We start from the raw sequence: 25,236 nt of genomic DNA, 5'->3' as shown, positions 1-25,236 counted from the left end.
GGGGCCGCTGCGCGGCCCTTTCGCGGCACAAGGCCGCTCCTACACGGTCACAGACACCATTTCCATGTACAAGACCCTCGAAGCCCACATCCGCCAGCAGGTCGCCCCCGCCGCCCTGCGCGCCGAGTTCCGCCAGCACGAATTCGAGGCCATGCGCCGCTTCTGCCTGCTGATCTTCTGCATCGGCATTGCCATCTGGCTGATTTTCGACCTGATCGTCAGCTACCTCGGCGGCCAGGGTTTCACCTGGCTGTCGGGGGTGTTCATCGCCCTGCTGTGCAGCCTCTGCGTGGTCCTGGGCTTCACCCGCAAGAGCCAGCATTTCGACGTGCTCAACCTGTTGTTCGTGGCAGTGATCACCCTGGCCATGCGCCTGGTGATCGAGGGCATTCCGATCGTCCTGCGTCCGCTGTGGCTGGTGCTCGGCGCCTCGACGGTGCTCTATGCCGTCTCGGTACTGCCGGTCCGACGCTGGTCGTTCTTCTGTGCCCTTGGCATCAGTTGGATCATGCTCAACCCGTTCCTGCACACCCACATCGATGCCCTGGAGTTCGAGGGCGCGATGCTGATCAGCTACGCGGTGTTCCTCAGTGGCCTGGTGATCTACAGCTACCTGCGCATCCGCCAGGCCAAGCTGCACAACTTCTACCTGACCAAGGTGCTGCTGGAGCAGGCCTACATCGACGCCCTGACCGAAATCCCCAACCGCCGCTCGTTCATGGCCAAGGCCGAGAAGCAACTGCGCCAGGCGGACGCCGGGCAGTTCCTGGCGATGATCGATATCGACAACTTCAAGCAGGTCAACGACCGCTTCGGTCACGACGTAGGTGATGAAGTGCTCAAGCGTGTGGCGGCGCATATCAAGGCGGCGATGATCGGGCATGAGATCGCCCGGCTGGGCGGCGAGGAGTTCGCGATCTTCTTCCAGGGGCTGGACGAGGCCGGCGCCGAACGGCAGGTCGCGGCGCTGTGTCAGCGAGTGCGCGAGGACCTGTCTGCGCATCCGGTGACCATCAGCATCGGCCTGGCCCGGATCGCCGGTGGAGATACCCTGAGCATGGCGCTGATCAGGGCGGACCAGGCGTTGTACGAGGCCAAGCACACGGGCAAGGACCGATTCGTGATCTGGTCGACAAGCCTGTCTGGACAATGAACATCCTGGGAGCAACTGTCTTCAAGCCGGGCCATCCATTGCGTCGCTTGCTTCGCGGGTAAACCCGCTCCCACAGGAACAGCACATGACTTGAAGTCAGCGTGGCCGCTGTGGGAGCGGGCTTGCCCCGCGATGAGGCCGGCCCAGGCGCTGCATCAACCTGCGGGCAGGCGAATCCTGAACTGCGCCCCACCCAACGCCGACTGCGCCACCGTCAGCGTCCCGCCCTGCCCTTCGATGGCACGCCGGCTGATCGCCAATCCCAGTCCGAATCCACCGGTATTGCGATCACGGCTACGATCCAGACGGTAGAACGGCTGGAAGATCCGCTCACGCTCCTCGGTCGGAATGCCGATGCCGTCGTCCTCCACGGTCACCAGGCAGGCGCCATCCTCTTCCAGGCGCAGGCGCAGCAGCAGGCTCTCGTCGCAGTAGCGCATGGCATTGCGCACCAGGTTCTGCACCGCGCGGGCGGTCAGCCGTGGATCGAGGACAAAACGTGGCAGGTCGGTTTCACAGCGCACCTCCCAGCGGATGCCACGGTTGTCGAGTTCTTCGGCAAAGCCGCCAAGCACGCTGTCCACCAGTTCCAACAACGACACCTCGACCCGCTCGCGAGCCTGGTCGGCGCTTTCCAGACGGCTGTAGGACAGCAGCTCGAGTACCAGTTCGTCCAGTTCGCGCACATGGCCGACCAGCCCCAGCAGGCGCTTGCGGCTGGCCGGGGGCACCTCGTCGAACAACAGCACCAGGCCGAAATCCAGGCGTGTCAGTGGCGTGCGCAATTCGTGGGAGACCGCATTGAGCAATTCGCGCTGCTGGTTGACGTGACGCTCCAGGTCGCTGGCCATGGTGTCGAACACCCCCGCCAATTCGCCGATGTTCGAACGTGGCGAGATATGCGTGCGTTCCGACATCTCCCCGCGCCCCAGGCGCCGGGCGGTATCCTTCAGGCGCTCCAGGTCGCGCCAGTGCGGCCAGACCCACAGCAGCAGACAGCCGAGCATGGCCGCGCCGATCAGCACCGTCACGCCCCAGGACAGCACGTTGATGTCCAAGGGATCGTCCGGCGAATGCAGGCGCACCAGCCAGTCCTTGTCCAGTGGTGCCAGCACAGTTTCGTAGTAACCCCAGTCGGCCATGCGCACGGCATACAGGCCCTTGGCGAAACGCGCCTGCTCGTCAGCGTCCAGGCCCGCTTCGTCGGTGCGCAGCAAGCGCACTTCGAGTGGCGCGAACGCAGCGGCCAGGTCCTTTTCCACCGCTGGCCACTGCTCTCGCGGGGCCTGCTGGAACTGGCGCACGATCAGGGTCTGCACGCCCTTGGCCTGTTCGAGGTTGTAGGCCATGAAGCGCTCATGGAACAGCCCGACGATGGTGTCAGGGATCAGCGCGATCGCCCCGGCATAGGCGACGATGATCACCAGGTACAGCCGCACCAGGATCTTGAGCATGGCCTGTCAGTACTCCCACTCGACCCGGCTGAACAGATACCCCTTGCCCCACACGGTCTTGATTTTGCGCGCCTCGCCGGCGCTGTCGTCGAAGCGCCGGCGCAGCTTGGAGATGGCCACGTCCACCGAGCGGTCGGTGCCGTTGAACTCGATGCCGCGCAACTGCTGGAGAATCCGGTCGCGGCTCATCACCTCGCCGGCGTTGCGCGCCAGCACCACCAGCAGGTTGTACTCACCGCTGGACAGCTCGACTTCCTCGCCCCGCCAGCTGACCGTGCGCTCGGCCAGGTCGATGCGCAGGCCGCCGATCTGGATCAAGTCGCTGTCCAGGCGCGGTTCGTTGACGCTGCTGCGGCGCAGCAGGGTGCGCACCCGCGCCAGCAGCACGCGGGGCTCGCAGGGCTTGGTGACGTAGTCGTCGGCGCCCATTTCCAGCCCCAGCACCTGATCGTGGCTGTCATCGCGCGCCGTCAGCATCAGGATCGGCAGGCCCTGCGACTCCTGGCGCAGCAGGCGGCACACCTGCAGGCCGTCCAGCCCCGGAAGCATCAGGTCGAGAATCACCAGGTCCGGTTTCTGTCGTCGAAACTCGTCGAGCACATGGTCGCCCCGGGCAATCACCCGGACATGGAAATCGTTGCGTTGCAGGTAGCTGGCAATCAGCTCGGACAGCGCGCTGTCGTCTTCGACCAGGAGAATGTTCGGCATAAGGGTGTTTGAACAGAAAGTGAAGTGAGGCAGGATATAGAATCCTGCGCCGGGCACCGTCGCTCGTTCACACTTTTTCACATACGCCCTACACAGCTTCACAGCGAGTGCGCGAACGGCTGCCTTAGCATACGCTCGATCAATTCCGGAAGATCCGTATGTCCACTTTCCGCACTCCGCGCCTGCGCCCCGTGGCGCTGCTGGCGCTGTCCCTTGTCCTGGCCGGCTGCAATGACGCCACCGAACAGGAAGAACAGGCCCCTGCCCCCCAGGTACGGGTCGAAACCCTGGCCGAGCAGCCACTGGCGATCAGCACCGAGCTCAGCGGCCGCATCCTCGCCCCGCGCACCGCCGAGGTCCGCGCCCGGGTCGCCGGCGTGGTGCTCAAGCGCGTGTACCGCGAAGGCAGCGACGTGAAGCAGGGCGATGTCTTGTTCCTCATCGACCCGGCGCCGTTCAAGGCTGACTTCGACAGCGCCCGCGCCACCCTGGCCAAGGCCGAGGCGACCCTGTACCAGGCGCGCCTGCAAGAGCAGCGCTACCGCGAGCTGGTCGACGACAAGGCGGTCAGCCGCCAGGAGTACGACAATGCCCGCGCCGCCTTCCTCCAGGCCGATGCCGCCGTCGCCGAGGCGAAGGCCGCGTTGGAGCGCGCACGCCTGAACCTGGGCTATGCCACCGTCACCGCGCCGATTTCCGGGCGCATTGGCCGCGCGCTGGTGACCGAAGGGGCCTTGGTCGGCCAGAGCGAGACCACGCCACTGGCGACTATCCAGCAACTGAATCCGATCCATGCCGATGTCACCCAGTCGACCCGCGAGCTCAACGCCCTGCGCCGCTCGATGCGCGCCGGCGAGCTGCAGCGCGTGGGCCAGGACCAGGTCAAGGCCACGCTGATCCAGGACGACGGCAGCGCCTATCCGTTGGCCGGCAAGCTGCTGTTCTCCGACATCAGCGTCGACCCGAGCACCAACCAGATCACCCTGCGCAGCGAGTTCCCCAACCCCGACCTCGATTTGCTGCCTGGCAGCTATGTGCGCGTGCGCCTGGAACAGGCCGTGCAGCCCAAGGGCATCAGCGTGCCGCAGCGCGCCATCCTGCGCGACAGCGCCGGCGTGCCCAAGGTGCTGGTGGTCGACCAGCAAGACCGCGTCAGCGAACGCCCGGTGACCCTGGGCAGCGCCCAGGCCGATCGCTGGATCGTCAGCGAGGGCCTGGCGCCCGGCGAGCGCGTGGTGGTCGAGGGCCTGCAACACGTCAAGGCCGGCGACCAGGTGCAGGTAGACGAGCAACCGGGGGCCGCCGCGGTCGCCCAACACAACGGCCAGTGAGGGCCTGATCCATGCCGCAGTTCTTCATCGACCGCCCGGTGTTCGCCTGGGTGGTCGCCCTGTTCATCCTCCTGGTCGGCGCCCTGGCCATCCCGCAGCTGCCGGTGGCCCAGTACCCCGACGTGGCGCCGCCGCAGGTGGAAATCTACGCCGTCTACCCAGGCGCCTCGGCGGCGACCATGGACGAAAGCGTGGTCAGCATCATCGAGCAGGAGCTCAATGGCGCCGACAACCTGCTGTATTTCGAATCGCAGAGCAGCCTGGGCAGCGCCACCATCACGGCCAGCTTCCAGCCCGGCACCAACCCGGACCTGGCCCAGGTCGACGTGCAGAACCGCCTCAAGGTGATCGAGTCGCGCCTGCCGCGCCCAGTCACGCAGCAAGGCTTGCAGGTAGAAAAGGTGTCCACCGGTTTCCTGCTGCTGGCCACCCTCACCTCCGAGGACGGCAGCCTCGACGAGATCGCCCTGTCGGATATCCTCGCGCGCAACGTGATGAACGAGATCCGCCGCATCAAGGGCGTCGGCAAGGCCCAGCTGTATGGCTCGGAGCGCGCCATGCGCATCTGGATCGATCCGGCCAAGCTGGTCGGTTTCAACCTCACGCCCAACGACGTGGCCGAGGCCATCGCCGCGCAGAACGCCCAGGTGGCGCCGGGCAGCATCGGCGACCTGCCGAGCCGGCCGACCCAGGAAATCACCGCCAACGTGGTGGTCAAGGGGCAACTGAGCACGCCCGAGGAGTTCGCCGCCATCGTCCTGCGCGCCAACGCCGATGGCTCGGCGGTCACCGTCGGCGACGTCGCCCGGGTGGAGATCGGTGCCCAGGAATACCAGTACGGCACCCGCCTGAACGGCAAGGCCACCAGCGCCTTCAGCGTCAAGCTGTCGCCGGGCGCCAACGCCATGGAGACCGCCAGCCTGGTCAAGGCCAAGCTCGACGAGCTGTCGCGCTACTTCCCGGCCGGGGTGAAGTACGACATCCCCTACGACACCTCGCCATTCGTCAAGGTCTCGATCAAGCAGGTGATCAACACCCTGTTCGAAGCCATGGTGCTGGTGTTCGCGGTGATGTTCCTGTTCCTGCAGAACCTACGCTACACCCTGATCCCGACCCTGGTGGTGCCGGTCGCGCTGATGGGCACCTTCGCGGTGATGAACGCGCTGGGCTTCTCGGTCAACGTGCTGACGCTGTTCGGCATGGTGCTGGCCATCGGCATCCTGGTGGACGACGCCATCGTCGTGGTGGAGAACGTCGAGCGGATCATGGCCGAGGAAGGCCTGCCCCCCAAGGCGGCCACGCGCAAGGCCATGGGCCAGATCAGCGGCGCCATCGTCGGCATCACCCTGGTGCTAGTCGCGGTATTCCTGCCGATGGCCTTCATGAAGGGCTCGGTGGGCGTCATCTACCAGCAGTTCTCGGTGTCGATGGCGGTGTCGATCCTGTTCTCGGCGTTCCTCGCCCTGAGCCTGACCCCCGCCCTGTGCGCCACCCTGCTCAAGCCGCTGGAAAAGGGCGAGCACCACGAGCGCAAGGGCTTCTTCGGCTGGTTCAACCGGCGCTTCGAGGGCATGAGCAACGGCTACCAGCGCTGGGTCGGCCACGCCCTGGCGCGCAGCGGCCGCTACCTGCTGGTGTACGCCGCGCTGGTCGGCGCGCTGGTCTATGGCTTCAGCCAGCTGCCCACCGCGTTCCTGCCCACCGAGGACCAGGGCTACACCATCACCGACATCCAGCTGCCGCCCGGCGCCAGCCAGGCCCGTACCATCGAGGTGGCCAAGCAGATCGAGGCGCACAACGGCCAGGAGCCGGGCGTGGCCAACACCACGCTGATCCTCGGCTTCAGCTTCTCGGGCAGCGGGCAGAACGCGGCGCTGGCCTTCACCACGCTCAAGGACTGGTCCGAACGTGGCCATGACGACAGCGCGCAGTCCATCGCCGACCGCGCCACGCTGGCCTTCACCCAGCTCAAGGACGCCATCGCCTACGCGGTGCTGCCGCCGCCGGTGGACGGCCTGGGCGAATCGACCGGCTTCGAGTTCCGCCTGCAGGACCGTGGCGGCATGGGCTACAGCGAGTTGATGCAGGCCCGCGACCAGCTCCTGGATGAGGCACGCAAGAGCAAGGTGCTGGTCAACGTGCGCGAGGCCTCGCTGGCCGAAAGTCCGCAGGTGGAGCTGGAGGTGGATCGTCGCCAGGCCAACGCCCTGGGCGTGTCGTTCGCCGACATCGGCGCGGTGCTCGACACGGCGGTGGGCTCGAACTACGTCAACGACTTCCCCAACCAGGGCCGCATGCAGCGGGTGGTGGTGCAGGCCGAAGGCGACCAGCGCAGCCAGATCGAGGATCTGCTGAAGATCCACGTGCGCAACGCCAGCGGCAAGATGGTGCCGCTGGGCGCCTTCGTCAGCGCCCACTGGCAGAGCGGTCCGGTGCAGTTGACCCGCTACAACGGCTACCCGGCGGTGTCGATCTCCGGCGAGCCGGCGCCCGGCTTCAGCTCCGGCGAGGCCATGGCCGAGATCGAGCGCATCGTGGCCCGGCTGCCGGCTGGCAGTGGCCTCGAATGGACTGGCCTGTCGCTGCAGGAGCGGCTGTCCGGCAGCCAGGCGCCGCTGCTGATGGCGCTGTCGCTGCTGGTGGTGTTCCTGTGCCTGGCGGCGCTGTACGAGAGCTGGTCGATCCCCACCGCGGTGCTGCTGGTGGTGCCGCTGGGCGTGCTTGGCGCGGTGCTGGCCGTGACGCTGCGCGGGCTGCCCAACGACGTGTTCTTCAAGGTTGGCCTGATCACCTTGATCGGCCTGTCGGCGAAGAACGCCATCCTGATCATCGAGTTCGCCAAGGACCTGGTGGACCAGGGCGTCGATGCGGCGGACGCCGCGATCCAGGCCGCACGCCTGCGCCTGCGCCCGATCGTGATGACCTCGCTGGCCTTCATCCTCGGCGTGGTGCCCCTGGCCATCGCCAGCGGCGCCAGCTCGGCCAGCCAGCAGGCGATCGGTACCGGGGTGATCGGCGGCATGCTCAGCGCCACCTTCGCCGTGGTGTTCGTGCCGGTGTTCTTCGTCGTGGTGATGCGCCTGGCCCGGCGCGGCAAGGCCAGGGCCGCTGACGTAGCGCTGAGCGATACCTGACTGGACAAGCCCCGCGGTACATGGGAGGGTTCCCGGCATCGACTGCCCGGAACCCTTTTTCATGCCTGCCACCCTCCCCCCCTGCTCCATCCTCATCCTCGCCGGTGGCCGTGGCCAGCGCATGGGCGGCCGCGACAAGGGCCTGGTGGCCTGGCGCGGCGAGCCGCTGGTGGCCCATGTGCAGCGCGCCGTGCGGGCGCTCAGCGATGACCTGGTGATTTCCTGCAACCGCAACCAGGCGGCCTATACGGCGTATGCCGACCAGATCGTCGGCGATGCCGAAGCGGACTTTCCCGGCCCGCTGGCCGGGGTGATCAGCGGGCTCAAGGTGGCGCGGCATGAATGGGTGGTGCTGCTGGCCTGCGATGCGCCGAGGATCGACCGGGTACTGATCGAGGATCTGCTGGCGTTGGCGGTGCGTCATGACAGCGCGGCCATGGTCCGCCAGGGCGGCTACTGGCAGCCGATGTTCAGCGTGCTGCCGCGGCGGCTGTTGCCGCTGCTGGAACAAGCCTGGCAGGCAGGGGAGCGGAGTTTGCAGAAGGCCTTGCTGCAGGCCAGTGTCCAGGGGCTGGAGTGTGCCGAGGACGATGGGCGCTTGAGTAACTTCAACAGCCCGGATCTGCTGCAGGATTAACTACACCACGATCTCTGTAGGAGCGGCCTTGTGTCGCGAAAGGGCCGCGTAGCGGCCCCGGCAATATTCGCCTTGCCACGAGATCCTGGGGCTGCTGTGCAGCCCTTTCGCGACACAAGGCCGCTCCTACAGAGATCGTGTAAAACCCCAAAAAAAGCCCCAGGGTAAACATCCCCTGGGGCCAAGCGGTTGGATTCCCCAACCAAAGGAGTCTTTCAGCCCTTGTCCGGCCAGCCGCCGCCCAGGGCGCGGAACAGATCGACCAGGGCCAGTTGGCGCTGGGTGCTGGCCTCGATGAAGGCCGCTTCGTTGACATAACTGCTGCGCTGCGCGTCCAGGTAGCGCAGGTGGTTGTCCACCCCGCCCTCATAGCGCGCCTTGGCCAGGGCCACGGTCGCCCGGCTGGTATCGGCCAGGGCCCGCCGCGCGGCCTCCTCGCGGCGCAGCGTGTCGGTAGCGGCCAAGGCATCGGCGACTTCGCGGAAGGCGGTCTGGATCGTGCCTTCATATGCCGCTACCGCCGAGTCCTTGCGCGCCTCGGCCAGGCTCAGCCCGGCCTTGTTACGCCCGGCGTCGAACAGCGGCAACGACAGCTGCGGCATGAAGCTCCAGCTGCGCGAACCGCCATCGAACAACCCTGACATCTGCGCACTGGAGGTGCCGAAGCTGCCGGTCAGGCTGATCCGCGGGAAGAACGCCGCCCGCGCCGCGCCGATATCGGCGTTGCGCGCCCGCAGCCGGTGCTCGGCGGCAAGAATGTCTGGCCGACGTTCGATCAGCGCCGATGGCGCGCCCGGGGTAATGTCCTGCAGCACCATCGGCTCGGCCAGACGCTCGCCTGGAATCGCCTTGGCCGCGTCGGCACTGCCCAGCAGCAAGACCAAGGCGTTGTAAGCCTGGCGCTGCTGGCGCACGGTGGCTTCGAGCTCGGCGCGAGATTGCTCGACCAGCCCCAACGCTTCCTGGTGATCCAGTGCGGTGGCGGTGCCGGCAGCGCGACGCTGCCCGACCAGGGCCAGGGAATCCTCGCGGCTGGACAGGGTCTGGCGGGTCAACGCCAGGCGCCGCTCGGCGCCATCCAGCGTCAGGTAGGCCTGGCTGACTTCGGCGATCAAGGCGATACGCGCCGCTCGCCCGGCCTCTTCACTGGCCAGGTACTGCTGCAGGGCCGCATCGCTCAGGTTCTTGACCCGACCGAACAGATCCAGCTCGTACTCCGGCAACGACAAGCCCACCTGGTAGGTGCTGCTCACACCCTCGCGGCCATTGCTCGACAGCTGCGCCGGCAAGTGCTGGCGATTGCCGGAGGCAGCGGCATTCAAGCCCGGCACCCGGTCGGCGCGCTGGATGCGGTACTGCGCGCGGGCCTGCTCGATGTCCAGCAGGGTCTGGCGCAGCGAGCGGTTGTTGTCCAGCGCGGTGCCGACCAACTGGCGCAGCGTCGGGTCGACGATGAACGCCTGCCAGTCCAGCTGCTCCACCGCCTTGCCGTGATGGCCGGCGGCGTCGCCCCACCCGGTCGCCACCGGCGCCTCGGGGCGCTGGTAGGTCGGCGCCAGGGAGCAGCCGGCCAGCGTGACGGCCAGCACGAACGGGATTGCAAGATTGCGCATGAGCATCACTTCGTCACCTCGACAGCATGCTGCACAGGGGCCGGTTTGCGCTTGAGCAGCGACAGCACCCAGACGAAACAGATCGGCACGAACACCACGCCCAGCAGGGTCGCGCTGAGCATGCCGCCGATCACCCCGGTGCCGATGGCGCGCTGGCTGGCGGCGCCGGCGCCGCTGGCGATGGCCAGGGGTACCACACCGAGGATGAAGGCCATGGAGGTCATCACGATCGGACGAAAACGCAGGCGCGCGGCTTCGATGGCGGCGTCACGCAGGCTATGGCCCTTCTCCCACAGTTCCTTGGCGAACTCGACGATGAGGATGGCGTTCTTCGCCGCCAGGCCGATGATGGTGATCAGGCCGACCTTGAAGTACACATCGTTGGGCATGCCGGTGAGCATCACCGCCCACACCGCGCCCAGGGCGCCGATCGGCACGATCAGCATCACCGTCAGCGGGATCGCCCAGCTTTCGTACAGCGCCACCAGCAACAGGAACACCACCAGGATGGCCAGGCCGAACAGCCCCGCGGCCTGGCCGCTGGAAACCTTTTCCTGGTAGGAAAGACCGGTCCAGGCATAGCCGATGCCCGGCGGCAGCTCGCTGACCAGGCGCTCCATCTCGGCCATCGCCTGGCCGGTGCTGTGCCCGGGCGCGGCGTCACCGGCGATGCGGATCGACGGATAGCCGTTGTAGCGCACCAGCTGCACCGGGCCTTCCTCCCAGCGGGTGGTGACGAAGGCGCTGAACGGCACCTGCTCGCCATTGGCGTTGGGCGCGTACAGGCGCAGCACGCTTTCCGGGGTCATGCGCTCGCCCTGCTCGGCCTGCACCACCACGCGCTGCTGGCGCCCGGCGTTGGTGAAATCGTTGATCACCGCCGAACCGAAGGCGGTGGCCAGGGTGCTGTTGATGGCCTCGAAATTCACCCCCAGGGCGCGAGCTTTCTCGCGGTCGATCTGCACACGCAGCTGCGGCGCCTCGGCCAGGCCTTCCATCATCGCGTAGAGGATCACCGGGTTGCCGTTGGCACGGGCCAGCAACTGGTCGCGTGCCGCCAGCAGCGCCTCGCGGCCCAAGCCGCCACGGTCCATCAGGCGCAGGGCGAAACCACCTGAGTTGCCCAGTCCATCGATCGGTGGCGGCATCACGGCGGTGATGGTGCCATCGCCGTTGGCGGCGAACTGCGCATTGATCGCGGCGGTTTCCGCCTCCGCCGACTGCGCCTTGTCGCGCTGGGACCAGTCCTTGAAAGTGGGGAACGCCAGCGCGGCGTTGTCGCCCTGGCCCGAGAAGCTGAAGCCGCTGACGATGAACGAGCTGGCCACCGCCTCGCGGGACATCAGGAACTGCTCCAGGGCTTCGGCGGTGTGGTCGGTGCGCACCCGGCTGGCGCCTGGCGGCAGTTGCACGTCGACGATGCTGTAGCCCAGGTCCTCGGACGGCACGAACGCCTCCGGCAGGCGCAGGTAGGAATAGCCGAGCACCACCAGGATGCCGACATAGGCCAGCATCCAGCGCCCGGCACGGGCCACCAGCGCACTGTTCATCAGCGAGTAGCGCTCGGTCACACGGGCGAAGATCCGGTTGAACGCGCCGAAGAAACCACGTTTTTCATGGTGCCCATGGGGCACCGGCTTGAGCAGCGTGGCGCACAGCGCCGGGGTGAAGGTCAGGGCCAGGAACCCGGAGAACAGGATCGACACCGCCAGCGACACCGAGAACTGCTGGTAGATCACCCCCACGGAACCGGACATGAACGCCAACGGCAGGAACACCGCCGCCAGCACCAGGGTGATGCCGATGATCGCCCCGGACACCTGCCCCATCGCCTTGATGGTCGCATCCACCGGCGACAGGTCTTCCTCGGCCATCAGCCGCTCGACGTTCTCCACCACCACGATGGCATCGTCCACCAGGATGCCGATGGCCAGCACCATGCCGAACATGGTCATCATGTTCACCGAGAAGCCGAGCAGCTTCATCACCATCAACGTGCCCAGCAGGCACACCGGCACCACGATCGACGGGATCAGGGTGTAGCGGATGTTCTGCAGGAACAGGAACATCACCAGGAACACCAGCACCATGGCCTCGAGCAGGGTGTGGATGACCTTCTCGATGGCCACGTCGACGAAGCGCGAGGTGTCGTACGGTACCGAGTACTCGACACCTTCCGGGAAGAACTGCGCCAGCTCGGCGAGGCGTTCCTTGACCTGCGTCGCGGTCTGGATGGCGTTGGCGCCCGGTGCCAGCTGCACCGCGCCGGCCACCGCCGGGTGGCCGTCCAGGCGCGACGACAGGTTGTAGTTCTCGCTGCCGATGGCCATGCGCGCGACATCGCCCAGGCGCACGCTGGAGCCGTCCGGATTGGCGCGCAGCACGATGCCGGCAAAGGCCTCGGGGGTCTCCAGGGTGCCCTGCACCGCCAGGGTCGCGGTCAGCTCCTGTTCGCTGGCGCCCGGCGTGCTGCCGAAGCTGCCGGCCGGCACCTGGACGTTCTGGCCACGGATCGCCGCGTTGATATCGTCGATCGACAGGCCATAGCCCACCAGTTTCTGCGGATCGACCCAGACTCGCATGGCCGCTTCCGAGGCGAAGAACTGCAGCTTGCCCACCCCGGGCACGCGCAGCAGTTCGTTGTTGATGTTGCGCGCGGCGTAGTCGGCCAGGGCCGTGGTGTCGCCACGATCGCCCTGCTTGCTGGTCAGGGCGTAGATCAGCAGGAAGCCCGAGCTGGCCTGCTCGACCTTCAGGCCCTGGGTCAGCACCGCCTGGGGCATGCGCGCCTCGGCCTTCTTCAGGCGGTTCTGCACGTCGACCTGGGCCATGTCCGGGTCGGTGCCCGGCTCGAAGGTCACCATCACCTCGGCCACGCCGTTGGAGTTGTTGGTGGACTCGTAGTACAGCAAGCCCTTGGCGCCGTTGAGCGACTCCTCGATGATGCTGGTCACCGATTCCACCATCACCCTGGCCGAAGCCCCCGGGTAGCTGGCGTTGATGGAAATCTGTGGCGGCGCCACGCTGGGATACTGGGCCACCGGCAGCGCCGGGATCACCAGCAGGCCGGCCAGGGAAATGAACAGCGCCACGACCCAGGCGAAGTTCGGCCGATTGATGAAGAACTTGGACATCTCGCTACCCTCGCTTTATCGCGCCGCGGCTTGTTGAGCCTGGGCCAGCACCACGGGCATGCCCGCGGCCAGGCCGGCCGGACTGCCGACGATGACCTGGTCGCCAGCGCGCAAGCCCTCGACGATCTGCCAGCGCGAACCGTGCATCACGCCGGTGCGCACGCTGCGCGTCTCGGCGAGATTGCCGGTGCCGACCACCAGCACCTGTGCTTCGCCATCGCTGCCGCGCCGCACCGCGCGCTGCGGCACCAGGATGGCCTGCTGGTCGGTGCCCTGCGGGGTGCGCACCCGCACATACATGCCCGGCAGCAAAATGCCGTCGGCATTGTCGAAACGACCGCGCAGGGTGACCTGGCCGGTACTGCTGTCCACCGCTACATCGGTGAACATCAGCGCGCCCTGGCGCTGGTAGTCGGTGCCTTCCACCTGGGCAGTCAGGGCCTTGTCGTCGCCACCGGCCAGGGCGCCGTCCTTGAGCGCCTGGCGCAGGCGTAGGGCATCGGCGGCGGACTGGGTGAAATCGACATAGATCGGGTCAAGCTGCTGGATGCGCGCCATCAGCGTGGCGTCGCCCTGCCCGACCAGCGCGCCTTCGGTGACCAGGGCACGGCCAATACGGCCGGAGATCGGCGCGGTGACCGTGGCGTAGCCAAGGTTCAGGCGCGCAGTCTGCACGTCGGCCTGAGCGGACCGCACGGCGGCTTGGGCGCTGCGCTGCTCGGCGGTGGCACTGTCGAAGTCCTGCTGGCTGACCGCCTCGATCTTCACCAGCGGCGCATAGCGCTTGACCCGCGCCTGGGCTTCCTGTTGCACGGCCTGGGCCCGGGCCAGATCGGCCTCGGCGCGAGCCAGGGCGGCCTTGAACGGTGCCGGGTCGATCTGGAACAGCACATCGCCGGCCTTGACGTCGGCGCCTTCCTCGAAACGCTTGTGCAGGACGATGCCCGCCACCCGGGCGCGCACCTGCGCCACCCGCATCGGCTCGACCCGGCCCGGCAGCGTCGACGCCAGCGCCAGGGGTTCGCTGGCCACGGTCACGGCCTCGACCGGAAACGCCGTTTCAGCCGCGGCCTGCTGGTCCTGCGCCGTGTCACAACCCGCCAGTACCACGGCCACCGCCAGCCAACTGGCCATTCCTATTGCACGCAAATTGCCCATGTACTCACCCGAGCCTTTGGTTAAAAACGACGCGAATAGTACTTTTACATTTAATTTGAGTCAATTTAGTCTCATATGAGCTTTATGTTAAAGATTGTAAGCGGCGAGCCCGGTCGTCGGTTAGACGCACCTTCGACATTCCCCAGGGGTCAAATAACCACACAGCCTTCAGGAGAATGCCCATGACCCTGCATGCCGTGGCGTCCCTCGCCCAGCTCGATGAACATCGTCCGCTACGCGTCCAGGCCGGCGCCGAAGAGCTCATCCTGGTACGCCATGGCGACCAGGTGCGTGCCTACCAGGGCAACTGCCCCCATGAAGGCGCGCCCCTGGACGAAGGGGTGGTGTGTGGCGGATTGCTGGTCTGCCCTTGGCACAAGGCCGCTTTCGCGCTGGACGAGGGGGCGGTGTGCGAACCACCCGCCCTGACGGGGTTGCGGCGCCATGCGGTGCAATTGAAAGGTGACCAGGTCTGGGTCGATGACCAGGCTATGCCTGCCCCCCTGCCGCCGCGCCACGACGATGCCCGTACCTTCGTGGTGATCGGCGCCGGCGCCGCGGGCGCGGCCGCCGTCACCACCTTGCTCGATCACGGTTTTGGCGGGCGGTTGCTATGGATCGACCAGGAACAGCCGAGCGCCTACGATCGCACCGCCCTGAGCAAGTTCGTCATCGCCGGGCAGATGCCAGCGGACGAGGTACCGCCCCTGCTCGCCCCCGGCACGCTACGCCACGGACAGGTTCAACGCCTGCACGGCAAGGTCCGCGCACTGGACACCGATAAGCGCGAACTGGTCCTGGCCGACGGCCAGCGCCTGGTCTACGACGCCGCCCTGCTCGCCACTGGCGGCAAGCCGAATCGCCCCGAACTGCCGGGCGTCCAGTTGCCGGGCATCTGCGTGCTGCGCTCGCTGGGCGACGCCGAGCGCCTGCTCGACCTGGCCGAGCCCGGCCAGCCGGTGGTGATCGTCGGCGATGGTTTCATCGGCCTGGAAGCGGCCAGCGCCTTGCACAAGTACGGCCTGCAAGTGCATGTGGTGACCCGGCATGAGATCCCGCTGGCCCGGCCGTTCGGCGAGCGCATCGGCCGCAGCCTGCGCGCGCTGCATGAACGCAAGGGGGTGATGTTCCATGGCCCGACCGAGGTGACCGCCTTCGAAGGCCAGGAACGGGTCGAGGCCGTGCGCCTGGCCAACGGCGAACGGCTGGTCACGCCCCTGGTGCTGCTGGGTATCGGCGTCACGCCGGTGACAGGCTTCGTGCAGGGCCTGGCACTGGCCGAGGACCGTTCGCTCAGCGTCGATGCGCACCTGCAGGCCGCCGACGGCCTATGGGCAGCCGGCGATGTCGCCACCTTCCCGCTCGCCGGACGGCCGGTACGCATCGAACACTGGCGCCTGGCCGAGCAGCATGGGGTGATCGCCGCAGCCAACATGCTGGGCGAGCGACGTCGCTATGACGACGTGCCGTTCTTCTGGACCTACCAGCATGGACGCACCTACGAGGTGCTCGGGCATGGCCAGCACTGGAACCGCATCGAATACGTGGGGGAGCCGGAGCACGGTGATTTCATTGCCCTGCAATGCATCGACGACCAGGTCGAGGCGGTGATCGCCAAGGGTTACGCACGGGCCATGGCGGTGCTGTCGCAGCGCCTGAAACGGCCACTGTCGAGCCGCGAGGCGCGGGAGCTGATCGACGCCTGGCCAGACCCGTGACCGCTTGGGCGCGTGCTTTCAATGCACGGCGGATCTGTGTAAAACAGAGGGCTATTTCCCTTCAGGTGTCAGAAAAGGATTATCTGCAATGATCTACCGCCCCCTCGGTCAATCCGGCCTGCAGGTCTCGGCCCTCACCCTCGGCAGCATGATGTTCGGCGAGCAGACCAGCAGCGAAGACGCGCTGCGCATCATCGACAAGGCCTGGGACCAGGGCATCAACTTCATCGACACCGCCGATGTGTATAACGGCGGGCGCTCCGAGGAAATCGTCGGCCAGGCGGTGGCGCGCAATCGCCAGGACTGGATCGTCGCCTCCAAGGCCGGCTATGGCCCGGTGGATGGTCTCCCCAACCGTAGCGGCCTGTCGCGCAAGCACCTGTTCAATGCCCTCGAGGCCAGCCTCGCGCGCCTGGGCAGCGACTACCTGGACATCTACTACCTGCACCGTGAGGACCACACGGTGCCGCTGGAAGAGACCGTGCGCGCCATCGGCGACCTGCTGGCCCAGGGCAAGATCCGCTACTGGGGCGTGTCCAACTTCCGTGGCTGGCGCATCGCCGAGATCTGCAACCTGGCCGAGCGGCTCGGCGTGGCCAAGCCGGTGGTCAGCCAGCCGCTGTACAACATCGTCAACCGTCAGGCCGAACCCGAGCAACTGACCGCCGCCGCCTACCACGGCCTGGGCGTGGTGCCGTTCAGCCCACTGGCCCGCGGTGTGCTCAGCGGCAAGTACGCGCCCGGCTCGACGCCGGACGAAGGCAGCCGCGCCGGACGCCAGGACAAGCGCATCATGGAAGTGGAGTGGCGCCAGGAGTCGCTGGCCATCGCCCAGAAGATCCACGCCTACACCGAGGCCAAGGGGGTGGGCATCGTCGAGTTCGCCATCGCCTGGGTGCTGAACAACCGCCTGGTCAGCTCGGCCATCGTCGGGCCACGCACCGAGGCGCAGTGGGACACCTATGCCGGGGCGCTGGAGGTCAAGATCACGGCCGAGGACGAAGCGTTCATCGACTCGCTGGTGACGCCGGGTCATGCCTCGACGCCGGGGTTCAATGACGTGGCGCATTTCGTCAGCGGGCGCGTGTCGCGCGGATAACCCGGCAGCCCACAACGAGCGCGCTTGCTTCACGCCCTGCCCCATCCTGTGGGAGCGGGTTTACCCGCGAAGCAAGCGCCGCAGTGGGTGGCACCGACTACAGCATATCTCTCAGTTCCCCATTGGGGAGCCAGAGGCCGGTATTCCGGTCCCCCCTTTCCCCAATCATCTCGGTATCGTGGCCACCATCGAACCAACCTTCCGATGGAGCTCCGATGAAACTCTTCGAACCTCTCGCGCTTGGCCCCCTGACCCTGCCCAACCGGGTCTTCATGGCCCCACTCACCCGCCTGCGCAGCCGCGAACCGGGCGATGTACCAACGCCGCTGATGGCCGAGTACTACACCCAGCGCGCCAGTGCCGGGCTGATCATCACCGAGGCCACGCAGATTTCCTTCCAGGCCAAGGGCTACTCCGGCTCGCCCGGCATCCACACCGCCGAGCAGATCGCCGGCTGGCGCCTGGTCAACGAGGGCATCCATGCCGCCGGCGGTCACAGCGCCGTGCAGGTATGGCACACCGGCAGGGTCTCGCACACCTCGCTGCAACCTGAAGGCGCGGCGCCCGTGGCGCCTTCGGCGCTGCCGGCCAATACCCGCACCTCGCTGCGTGACGAAGCGCGTCAGGTGATCCGCGTCGAAACCTCGGCCCCGCGGGCGTTGGACGAAGCGGAGATCGCCGGTATCGTCGGCGACTTCGGCCAGGCCGCCGCCAATGCCCGGGAAGCCGGCTTCGACTTCATCGAGCTGCACGCCGCCCACGGCTACCTGCTGCACCAGTTCCTCTCCCCCAGCGCCAACGTGCGCGAGGATCGCTACGGTGGCAGCGTCGAGAACCGCGCGCGTATCGTGCTGGAAGCGGTGGACGCCGCCATCGCCCAATGGAGCGCCGAGCGCGTGGGCATCCGCATTTTCCCGCTGGGCGGCTTCAATGGCGTGGACAACGGTGAAGACCAGGAAGCGGCCAGCCTGTACCTGATCGGCGAGCTGGCCAAGCGCAACCTGGCCTACCTGCACCTGTCGGAGCCGGACTGGTCGGGCGGCAAGCCGTTGCGCGACGAATTCCGCGAAGCCATCCGTGCCGCGTTCCCCGGTGTGATCGTGGCGGCCGGTGCCTATACCGTCGAGAAAGCCGAGGACTTGCTGACGCGCGGGCTGATCGATGCCGTGGCCTTTGGCCGGGCCTTCATCGCCAACCCGGACCTGGCGCAGCGGCTGAAGCAGCAAGCGCCGCTGAACGAACACCGGGCCCAGTTCGATTACGCCAACGGGCCCGAGGGATATACCGACTACCCATTCCTGCAGCAGGCGTAAGCGACTTGCCTGCGAACGGCCTCGCTGTCAGGCCTCCCAGGGCACACCGTCGGCCCAGCGCGCCACCAGCAGGTCGATGAACCCACGCACCCGTGGCGACAGGTGTCGCTTGCTCGGGTATACGATGCGGATCGGATCTGCCGGTGGCCGGTAGTCGTGCAACACTTCTACCAGTTGGCCCCTGCGCAGGTCGTCGCCAGTAATGTAGGTGGGCAGGTGAATCAGCCCGAACCCGGCCCGGGCGCCTTCGAGCAGGGCCTCGGCGCTATCGATGTTCAGTCGCCCCGGCTCCTCGCACAGATGCAGCCCCGCATCCGTGCGAAAGCGCCAGGGGTTGGGCTTCTCACCGACGAGAAAGGCGATCTTGTCGTGACCGTAGAGATCGGCCGGCGTCTGCGGCGTGCCATGGCGCGCCAGGTAGTCGGGCGAGGCGCAGGTTACGAACTGCTGCCAGGCCACGGTGCGGGTCAGCAGTTGCGAGTCTTCTTTCGGCGCCCCGATGCGCACGGCGACGTCGATACCCTCCTCGACCAGATCGACGAAACGGTCGGTGAAACGGATATCGGCGCGCAGTTCGGGCCACTGCTTGAGGTAGGCATCGAGCAGCGGCAGCACATGACGCTGGCCAAACGACAGCGGCGCGGTCAGGCGCAAGGTACCGGTGGGCTGTGCGCGGCGCTGGGCCATGGTGGTCTCGACCTCGTCCAGGTCGTCGAGGATCTGCCGCCAACGCTCGAACGCCACCAGACCTTCGTCGGTCAGGCTCAGCTTGCGCGTGGTGCGGTTGAGCAGGCGTACCGCCATGCGCGCCTCCAGGCGGGCGATGCTCTTGCCCACCGCCGAACGGGTCAGGCCCAGGCTGGCGGCAGCGGCGGTGAAGCTGCCGGCCTTCACGGCACTGACGAAGGCGGCGATATCGCCGAAGCGGTTGGGTTCCATGGGCGGTTTCCAGTTTGGCAAGGGCTGTTAGATGGGTGCGGATCCTGGGATTGCAAGGCAAGTCAGCCCAGCCCCTGGAGCAACCGGATCAGCAGCAGGTGCAAGGGATAGAACGCATACCCCCAACGGCCCACGGGCGGCACGCGCCAGCCATCCTGGCGCAGCAGCCAGACACCGACCGGCACCGCCAGCGCAGCGACCGCCAGCGCCATCAGGGTGATCGGCGCCAGCAGGTGTTCGCGCAACCAGCCGTTGCTGAGATTGCCGGCTACCGCCAGCAAGACGGCCAGGCCCCAGCACAGCCCGCCTCGGCGCCTGGCCAGCAGCAACGCGCCTGGCAGCAGAACACCCGGCAGCCCGTACATCAGTTTGGCGCTGAACACCGTCGCCAACAGCACGGCGCCGATCCCGCCGACGCGAGCCAGCGGCTGGTGGTGTCGCACGCCCCAGGCGACCAACAGGCCCAGGCCCAGGGTCGGTATCACGTTGAAGGTGAGCGAGCCGGTATCCAGCCAGCGGTACGGTGCCTCCGACAGCACCGCGAACACCAGCATCCAGCCGAGATAGCGGGCATTGGCTGGGGTGAAAAGCTCACCCGCGCGGCTGCGCCCGACGTTGACCGCGATCGCCAGGCAGAACAGTGGAAAAGCCAGCCGCCCCAGCACGAACAGGCCATCGGCGGCGGGCCACAGGTAACGCAGGTGGTCGGCGACCATGGTCACGATCGCCGTCCACTTGAGCAGGTCCAGCCCGGCCGAGCGCACCGGCTAGTGCCTGGCCTCGGCGGCGACGCCGCTGGCCTGCGCGGCCCAGGCTGCCAGTGGCAGGGGCGGTTGCTGGGCGAGGATCCGCTGCCAGATCAGTGACAGTTTCCCGCCATCGAACAGCGAGGCGGCGCCACCACCGATCCAGCCACGCGGCGCAATGGCCGTCCACTGACCATCGCCATCGCGCTGGGCCATCTGGAAGCGGAAGGTGTAGTTGCCGGGGATGCCCATGCGCAGGTCGGTGACCACCAATGCGTCGCCGACCACGTCATAGCGCAACCAGTCGCCGGTGAACCAGCGCAGGCGCTCGTGCAACGGCTCGCCGGCCAGCAGCTGGCCGGCCTGCAGGTTGCGCGACTGGCGCAGCATCTCGGGGGGCGCCTTGTCGAACCAGCTGCTTACGCCTTCGTAGTAGTCGCCGTCCGGGGTCTTGGCCAGCACCCGCCAGACCAGGCTGTTGAACGCGATGGGCACCGCGCGCACCTCGCTGGTGGCAATGCCCTGTGCCTGCAAGGCCAGATGGAAGCGCTGCTCGGCGGCCATGCGCCCGGCCAGGCCGAAGCCCAGGTAGGCGGTACTGAACACCAGCGCCAGCGACAGCAGCGCGGTCGCCCTGCCCTGCAAGCCCTTGATGGCTGCATACACGACCGCCAGCAGCAGCGGCACCGTATACACCGGGTCGATGATGAACACCGCCGCCCAGCTTTCCGGCGTCAGCTGCAATGGCCAGAACAGCTGGGTGCCATAGACGGTGAACGCATCGAGGATCGGATGAGTGACCAACACCAGCCAGAAGGCCAGGAACAGTCTGGGCCTGCTGTAGCCTTTGTTCGGCCAGCGCCAGGCGACCAGCCAGGCCAGCAACAGGGCCAAGCCGGTCAGGACGAAGATCGAGTGGGAAAAGCCCCGGTGATAGGTCATCTGCGACACCGGATCGGCGTAGCGGATCACCACGTCCAGGTCAGGCAAGGTGCCCAGGGCGGCGCCGTACAGCAGCGAACGGCGGCCCTGGATCCGCCCCAGCACGCTGCCTTGCAGGGCGGCGCCGAGTACGGCTTGGGTCAAAGAGTCCATGACGAGCTTCCGCGAGGAGATACAGGAAAGCTACCTGCATCCTGCCGGGCAGTGCAAACCCGCCCGGGCGATCACAGCAGCTGCCAGGTGTACACCAGGATCAGGCGATTCTCGTCGATGTCGCTGCGGTAGTTCGAGCGCGCCATGGCATTGCGCAGGCGAATCCCCAGTCCTTTGAGCGGCCCGCTCTGCACCGCGTAGCCCAGATCGATGTCACGCTCGCGGTCCTTGCCCTCGAAGCCTTGCCCGGTATCGACATTGTTACCGGTTATGTAGCGCACCGACGCGGTCAGCCCAGGAATGCCCATGGCCACGAAGTTGTAGTCGTAGCGCAGCTGGTACGAACGCTCGTCGGTATAGGCGAACTCGTAGGTCGGCACTTCGTTGCCCAGCGGCGTGATGTTGGCGAACACCCGGGGAAACGGGCTGTCGCCGTACATGGCCTGGTAGCCGGCATGCAAGGCGTGGCCGCCGAGCCTGGCGGTGAACAGCGAGAAGAACGCCTGGTTGTCGATGTTGCCCAGCCGCGCATCACCGGCCTCACGGGCACTGTAGTAACCCAGATTGGCGCCGAGCACCCAGTCGCCCAGCGGCTGACTGTGCTTGTACCCGACGAAGCCTTGCCGGTAAATGTCCCGCAGCTGCCCATACCACAGGCTGGCGCTGCTCTGCCCGGCGTTGAAGGCATAGTCGCCACCGGCATAGTCGAACCCGTCGCTCTCGGCCTGGCGCATCGGTACATGGCCAAGCATGGCGTTCATCTTGCCGTCGCCCGCCTCGTTGCGCAGGTGGGTGGCGCTCAGGTGACCGGCCTGCACGCTCAGGCCGGCCAGTTCGCTGGAACTGAGGCTCACGCCCTGGTAGCTGGGCGGCAGCAGGCGGATATCGCTGAACGCCAGTACCGGCAAGTTGGGTTGCAACTCACCGACACGCAGCTCGGTGTTCGACAGCCGTGCCTTGAAGGTCGGCGCCAGGCGGCTGTAGTCACTGGCGGCGCGGCCATCGCCATGCACTGGCAGCAGCCCGGTGTTGACCCGGTCGGGGCTGCTGTCCAGGCGGATGCCGAGCAGGCCCTGGACATCCAGGCCGAAGCCGACGGCGCCCGGGGTGTAGCCGGACTTGAAGTCGAGGATGAAGCCTTGGGCCCACTCCTGGGCCCTGGACTGCCGGTTGGCGCCGACGATGTCGGAAAAGTCGCGGCTGAAGTAGTAGTTACGGGCGCTGAGGCTGGCCTTGGCCTCTTCGAAGAAACCGCTGTCGGCGGCCCACAGGGATTGGCTGAGCAGGCTCAGGCCGATGGCGACGCAAGGGGTGTGATTCATTCCGAAGCTCTCTGATCTTGTTGTTATGTGTTGAAGCGCTGGAACGTCGCGGATACGGTGTCATGCCCTCCTTCGGTCAAGTGCAGGCACTCGGCGCAGATGGGCCAGGGCATGGGCGAGCAGACCGAACAGCAGCCCCCAGAACGCCGCCGACAGCCCGAGAAAAGTCACCCCCGAGGCGGTGACCAGAAAGGTGAACAGCCCGGCATCGCGCTCGCCCGGCTCGGCCAGGCTGCGCGCCAGGGCCTCGCTGATCGCCCCATACAGGGCCAGGCCCGCCAGGGCGGCGATCAACGTGGCGGGAAAGGCGGCGAACAGCGACATCAAGGTGGCGCCGGCAACCCCCAGCAGCAGGTACAGGCCACTGCCGGCAACGGCGGCCACGTAGCGTCGGCGCGGGTCTTCGTGGGCCTCGCGGCCAGTGCAGAGGCTGGCGGTGACCGCCGCCAGGTTCAGGCCATGGCAGCCGAACGGCGCAAGCAGCAGGCCGCCCACGGCGCTGGCGCCGATCAGGGGACTGGCCGGGGTGCCATAGCCGGCGTTGCGCAGCACCGCCATGCCAGGCATGAACTGTCCGGTCAGCGCCACCAGCACCAGCGGCAGCGCCAGGCTGAAGGTCGCGCCCAGGCTGAACTGTGGCGTGATCCACTGCGGCGAGGCCAGCGCCAGTACCAGCTCGTCGCCGTGAAACTCGCCACCGAGCAGGGTCACCAGCGTCCCAACCGCCAGCACGCTCGCCACCGCATAGCGCGGTTGCAGCCTGCGCATCAGCACGTAGCTGACGAACATCGCCAGCACCAGCACGGGCTGCACCGGCAGCGCGCGAAACACCTCGATGCCGAAGCCGAACAGGATCCCGGCCTGCATGCCGGCGGCGATGGAGCCAGGCAAGCGGGCGATCAGGCGGTCGAAGGCGCCGCTGACGCCGATCAGCAGCAGCATGGTGTTGGCCACCAGATAGGCGCCGACCGCCTGTGCCAGGCCAATCTGCGGCAAGGCGCTCACCAGCAGTGCCGAGCCCGGGATCGACCAGGCGATCACCACGGGCACCCGATAGCGCAGGCTCAGCACCGCGCCCAGCACGGCGCTGCCGATGGACACCGCCCAGACCCATGACGACAGCTGAGCGTGGGACAGGCCGGCGGCTTCGGCGGCGTGGAAGATGATCACCAGGGGGCCGGCGTAGGAAATCAGGGTGGCAATGCAGCCGGCGACGACGGCCGACAGGGAACAGTCCGCGAGCAGGGTTTTCATGGGGTTTCTCGCAAGGCATCGGCCGGCCTTCGTGGCAGGCTCTTGTTCTGGTGTGCCGGCTTCGCGGGCAAGCCCGCCCCCACAGGAAGTCGGCAAGGCTTGAAACCTGTGGGAGCGGGTTTACCCGCGAAGGGCCTGACGCGGTGTATCAGGCCTCCTGCAACGCCCGCGGCCGCCCGCTGCGCTGCTCGGCCTCGCTGCCCAGCGCCTGCTGCAACTGGAAATCGAACTTCAGCTCGGCAACCCGCCCCTGCTCGCCGTCACGAAACACCACCTCTCCCACCAGCCCGTCGCGGGTGGCATAGGCGAAGTCGTCCCACAGGTACTTGTCGCCGGACAGATTGATCTGGGTGGTCAGGTGACGATGCCCGGGTGCCGAAATGAAGAAATGGATATGCGCCGGGCGCTGGCCGTGGCGACCGAGCAGGTCCAGGCACTCCTGGGTCGGCCCCTGCGGGTCGCAGCCGTAGCCGGAGGGCACGATCGAGCGCGCGCGGTAACGGCCGTCGGCATCGGTGACGATGCGCCGACGCAGGTTGTACGCCGACTGACTCTGGTCGAAGAACGAATAGGTACCCCGGGTGTTGGCATGCCACAGGTCCACCGTCGCCCCGGCCAATGGCTGGCCATCGGGGCCGCGCACCTGACCTTCGAGCAGCATCACCGTGGCCACGCCCTCCTCGCTGCCGTCGTCCATGCGTGCCTGGCCCTGGGCGATCGGCGCCCCAGCCACGTACAGCGGGCCTTCGATGGTGCGCGGGGTGCCGCCCGTCAGCCCGACCTCGGCATCCTTGGCATCCTGCAGCAGGTCGAGGAAGTGCTCGATGCCCAGGCCCGCCACCAACAACCCGGCCTCGCCACGCCCGCCCAGGCGATTGAGGTAGTCGACGGCGTGCCAGAACTCGTCTTCGCTGATCTCCAGCTCCTCGATCAGCCGCGCGCTGTCCGCCAGCACACGCTGGATGATGCGCTTGAGGCGCGGGCTGCCGCTGTCGTTGCTAAAGCCTGCGGCTTGTTCGAAGAACTGCTGCATTTCAGGGGTATGGGAAATCTTCACGGTCATGATCAGGTACCTCGTGTCGTTCTTGTAGTGAGTTCAGCGGTCGTCGCCGTGGATCGACGAGGGATGGCGGCACAGGCCGTCGACCTCGATGTCCATGTAGGGGAACAGCGGCAGTTGCAGCAGGGTGTCGTGCAAGGCTTCGACGCTGGGCACGTCGAACACGCTGTAGTTGGCGTAATGGCCGGCGATGCGCCACAGGTGGCGCCAGCTGCCCTCTCGCTGCAGGCGCTGGGCCAGTTCCTTCTCATCGGCCTTCAGTTGCGCGGCCTTGGTTGGGTCCATGTCGACCGGCAGCTTTACGGTCATCTTTACGTGGAACAGCATGCTGATTCTCCTTTCTCTAATCTGGCTCGGCCCTTGTAGGA

19 protein-coding genes are annotated in these 25,236 nt (G+C 67.0%); 7 read left to right on the top strand and 12 right to left on the bottom strand.

The annotated features are described in order from the left end of the window. Positions 1–64 precede the first annotated feature (64 nt). Positions 65–1,153, top strand: a complete 1,089-nt coding sequence (locus N5D48_RS18695; RefSeq protein WP_279887067.1) for a GGDEF domain-containing protein — start codon at positions 65–67, stop codon at positions 1,151–1,153. A 155-nt stretch (positions 1,154–1,308) separates the two neighbouring features. On the opposite strand, the gene N5D48_RS18690 is transcribed toward N5D48_RS18695, so the two are convergent. Both N5D48_RS18690 and N5D48_RS18685 read right to left on the bottom strand, forming a co-directional pair. Next, complete coding sequence (locus N5D48_RS18690; RefSeq protein ID WP_279887066.1) at positions 1,309–2,607, bottom strand: ATP-binding protein; 1,299 nt, start codon at positions 2,605–2,607, stop codon at positions 1,309–1,311. A gap of 6 nt (positions 2,608–2,613) precedes the next feature. Beyond that, a complete protein-coding gene (locus tag N5D48_RS18685; RefSeq protein WP_279887065.1) occupies positions 2,614–3,315 on the bottom strand; it encodes a response regulator transcription factor in 702 nt (233 codons plus the stop codon). Between the two features lie 158 nt (positions 3,316–3,473). Here N5D48_RS18685 and N5D48_RS18680 point away from each other — a divergent pair, with 158 nt between their 5' ends. The 3 genes from N5D48_RS18680 (at position 3,474) to mobA (ending at position 8,417) form a co-directional block, all read left to right on the top strand. Then, positions 3,474–4,646: an efflux RND transporter periplasmic adaptor subunit gene (locus tag N5D48_RS18680; protein WP_279887063.1), complete on the top strand. Its 1,173-nt coding sequence runs from the start codon at positions 3,474–3,476 to the stop codon at positions 4,644–4,646. An 11-nt stretch (positions 4,647–4,657) separates the two neighbouring features. Then, positions 4,658–7,780 (top strand): efflux RND transporter permease subunit, encoded by a 3,123-nt coding sequence (locus N5D48_RS18675; protein WP_279887061.1) that lies wholly within the window; start codon positions 4,658–4,660, stop codon positions 7,778–7,780. 61 nt (positions 7,781–7,841) lie between these two features. Then, positions 7,842–8,417, top strand: coding sequence for a molybdenum cofactor guanylyltransferase MobA (gene mobA / locus N5D48_RS18670; protein WP_279887060.1), 576 nt, complete (start codon positions 7,842–7,844; stop codon positions 8,415–8,417). Between the two features lie 215 nt (positions 8,418–8,632). Here the strand turns inward: mobA and N5D48_RS18665 are convergent, their stop codons facing one another. From N5D48_RS18665 to N5D48_RS18655, 3 genes are read right to left on the bottom strand one after another with little or no spacing between them, the layout of a single operon-like run. Further along, a complete protein-coding gene (locus N5D48_RS18665) occupies positions 8,633–10,036 on the bottom strand; it encodes an efflux transporter outer membrane subunit (protein ID WP_279887059.1) in 1,404 nt (467 codons plus the stop codon). After that, complete coding sequence (locus N5D48_RS18660) at positions 10,036–13,164, bottom strand: efflux RND transporter permease subunit (protein WP_279887057.1); 3,129 nt, start codon at positions 13,162–13,164, stop codon at positions 10,036–10,038. Before N5D48_RS18660 ends, N5D48_RS18665 begins: the two co-directional genes overlap by 1 nt. A 15-nt stretch (positions 13,165–13,179) precedes the next feature. Continuing rightward, positions 13,180–14,322 carry a MexC family multidrug efflux RND transporter periplasmic adaptor subunit gene (locus N5D48_RS18655; protein ID WP_279887055.1) on the bottom strand — a complete coding sequence of 381 codons (1,143 nt, stop codon included), beginning with the start codon at positions 14,320–14,322 and terminating at the stop codon, positions 13,180–13,182. Positions 14,323–14,504: 182 nt separating this feature from the next. Between N5D48_RS18655 and N5D48_RS18650 the strand changes: the two genes are divergently transcribed. The 3 genes from N5D48_RS18650 (at position 14,505) to N5D48_RS18640 (ending at position 18,452) form a co-directional block, all read left to right on the top strand. Then, a complete protein-coding gene (locus tag N5D48_RS18650) occupies positions 14,505–16,040 on the top strand; it encodes an FAD-dependent oxidoreductase (RefSeq protein WP_279887053.1) in 1,536 nt (511 codons plus the stop codon). A gap of 88 nt (positions 16,041–16,128) precedes the next feature. Further along, positions 16,129–17,139: an aldo/keto reductase gene (locus tag N5D48_RS18645; protein ID WP_279887052.1), complete on the top strand. Its 1,011-nt coding sequence runs from the start codon at positions 16,129–16,131 to the stop codon at positions 17,137–17,139. Between the two features lie 215 nt (positions 17,140–17,354). Then, positions 17,355–18,452 (top strand): alkene reductase, encoded by a 1,098-nt coding sequence (locus tag N5D48_RS18640; protein WP_279887050.1) that lies wholly within the window; start codon positions 17,355–17,357, stop codon positions 18,450–18,452. Between the two features lie 27 nt (positions 18,453–18,479). Here the strand turns inward: N5D48_RS18640 and N5D48_RS18635 are convergent, their stop codons facing one another. The 7 genes from N5D48_RS18635 to catC form a co-directional block, all read right to left on the bottom strand. Next, positions 18,480–19,391: a LysR family transcriptional regulator gene (locus N5D48_RS18635; protein WP_279887049.1), complete on the bottom strand. Its 912-nt coding sequence runs from the start codon at positions 19,389–19,391 to the stop codon at positions 18,480–18,482. Positions 19,392–19,453: 62 nt separating this feature from the next. Next, positions 19,454–20,155, bottom strand: coding sequence for a TraX family protein (locus N5D48_RS18630; RefSeq protein WP_279887047.1), 702 nt, complete (start codon positions 20,153–20,155; stop codon positions 19,454–19,456). 3 nt (positions 20,156–20,158) lie between these two features. After that, the gene (locus N5D48_RS18625) at positions 20,159–21,232 is read right to left on the bottom strand and encodes a metal-dependent hydrolase (RefSeq protein ID WP_279887045.1); all 1,074 of its coding nucleotides are present in this window, start codon (positions 21,230–21,232) and stop codon (positions 20,159–20,161) included. A 71-nt stretch (positions 21,233–21,303) separates the two neighbouring features. Beyond that, positions 21,304–22,554 (bottom strand): OprD family porin, encoded by a 1,251-nt coding sequence (locus N5D48_RS18620; protein ID WP_279887043.1) that lies wholly within the window; start codon positions 22,552–22,554, stop codon positions 21,304–21,306. A 60-nt stretch (positions 22,555–22,614) separates the two neighbouring features. After that, a complete protein-coding gene (locus tag N5D48_RS18615; protein ID WP_279887041.1) occupies positions 22,615–23,808 on the bottom strand; it encodes a benzoate/H(+) symporter BenE family transporter in 1,194 nt (397 codons plus the stop codon). A gap of 148 nt (positions 23,809–23,956) precedes the next feature. Further along, positions 23,957–24,871 (bottom strand): catechol 1,2-dioxygenase, encoded by a 915-nt coding sequence (gene catA, locus N5D48_RS18610; protein ID WP_279887039.1) that lies wholly within the window; start codon positions 24,869–24,871, stop codon positions 23,957–23,959. A gap of 33 nt (positions 24,872–24,904) precedes the next feature. Continuing rightward, entirely contained in the window at positions 24,905–25,195 is a 291-nt protein-coding gene (gene catC, locus N5D48_RS18605) for a muconolactone Delta-isomerase (RefSeq protein ID WP_279887037.1), read from the bottom strand. Positions 25,196–25,236 lie beyond the last annotated feature (41 nt).

It is taken from the genome of Pseudomonas sp. GD03858 (genome assembly GCF_029840925.1).
Taxonomy (GTDB): domain Bacteria; phylum Pseudomonadota; class Gammaproteobacteria; order Pseudomonadales; family Pseudomonadaceae; genus Aquipseudomonas.
Note: the sequence above shows the minus strand (reverse complement) of the source record. Positions and strands in the feature narration are given on the sequence as shown.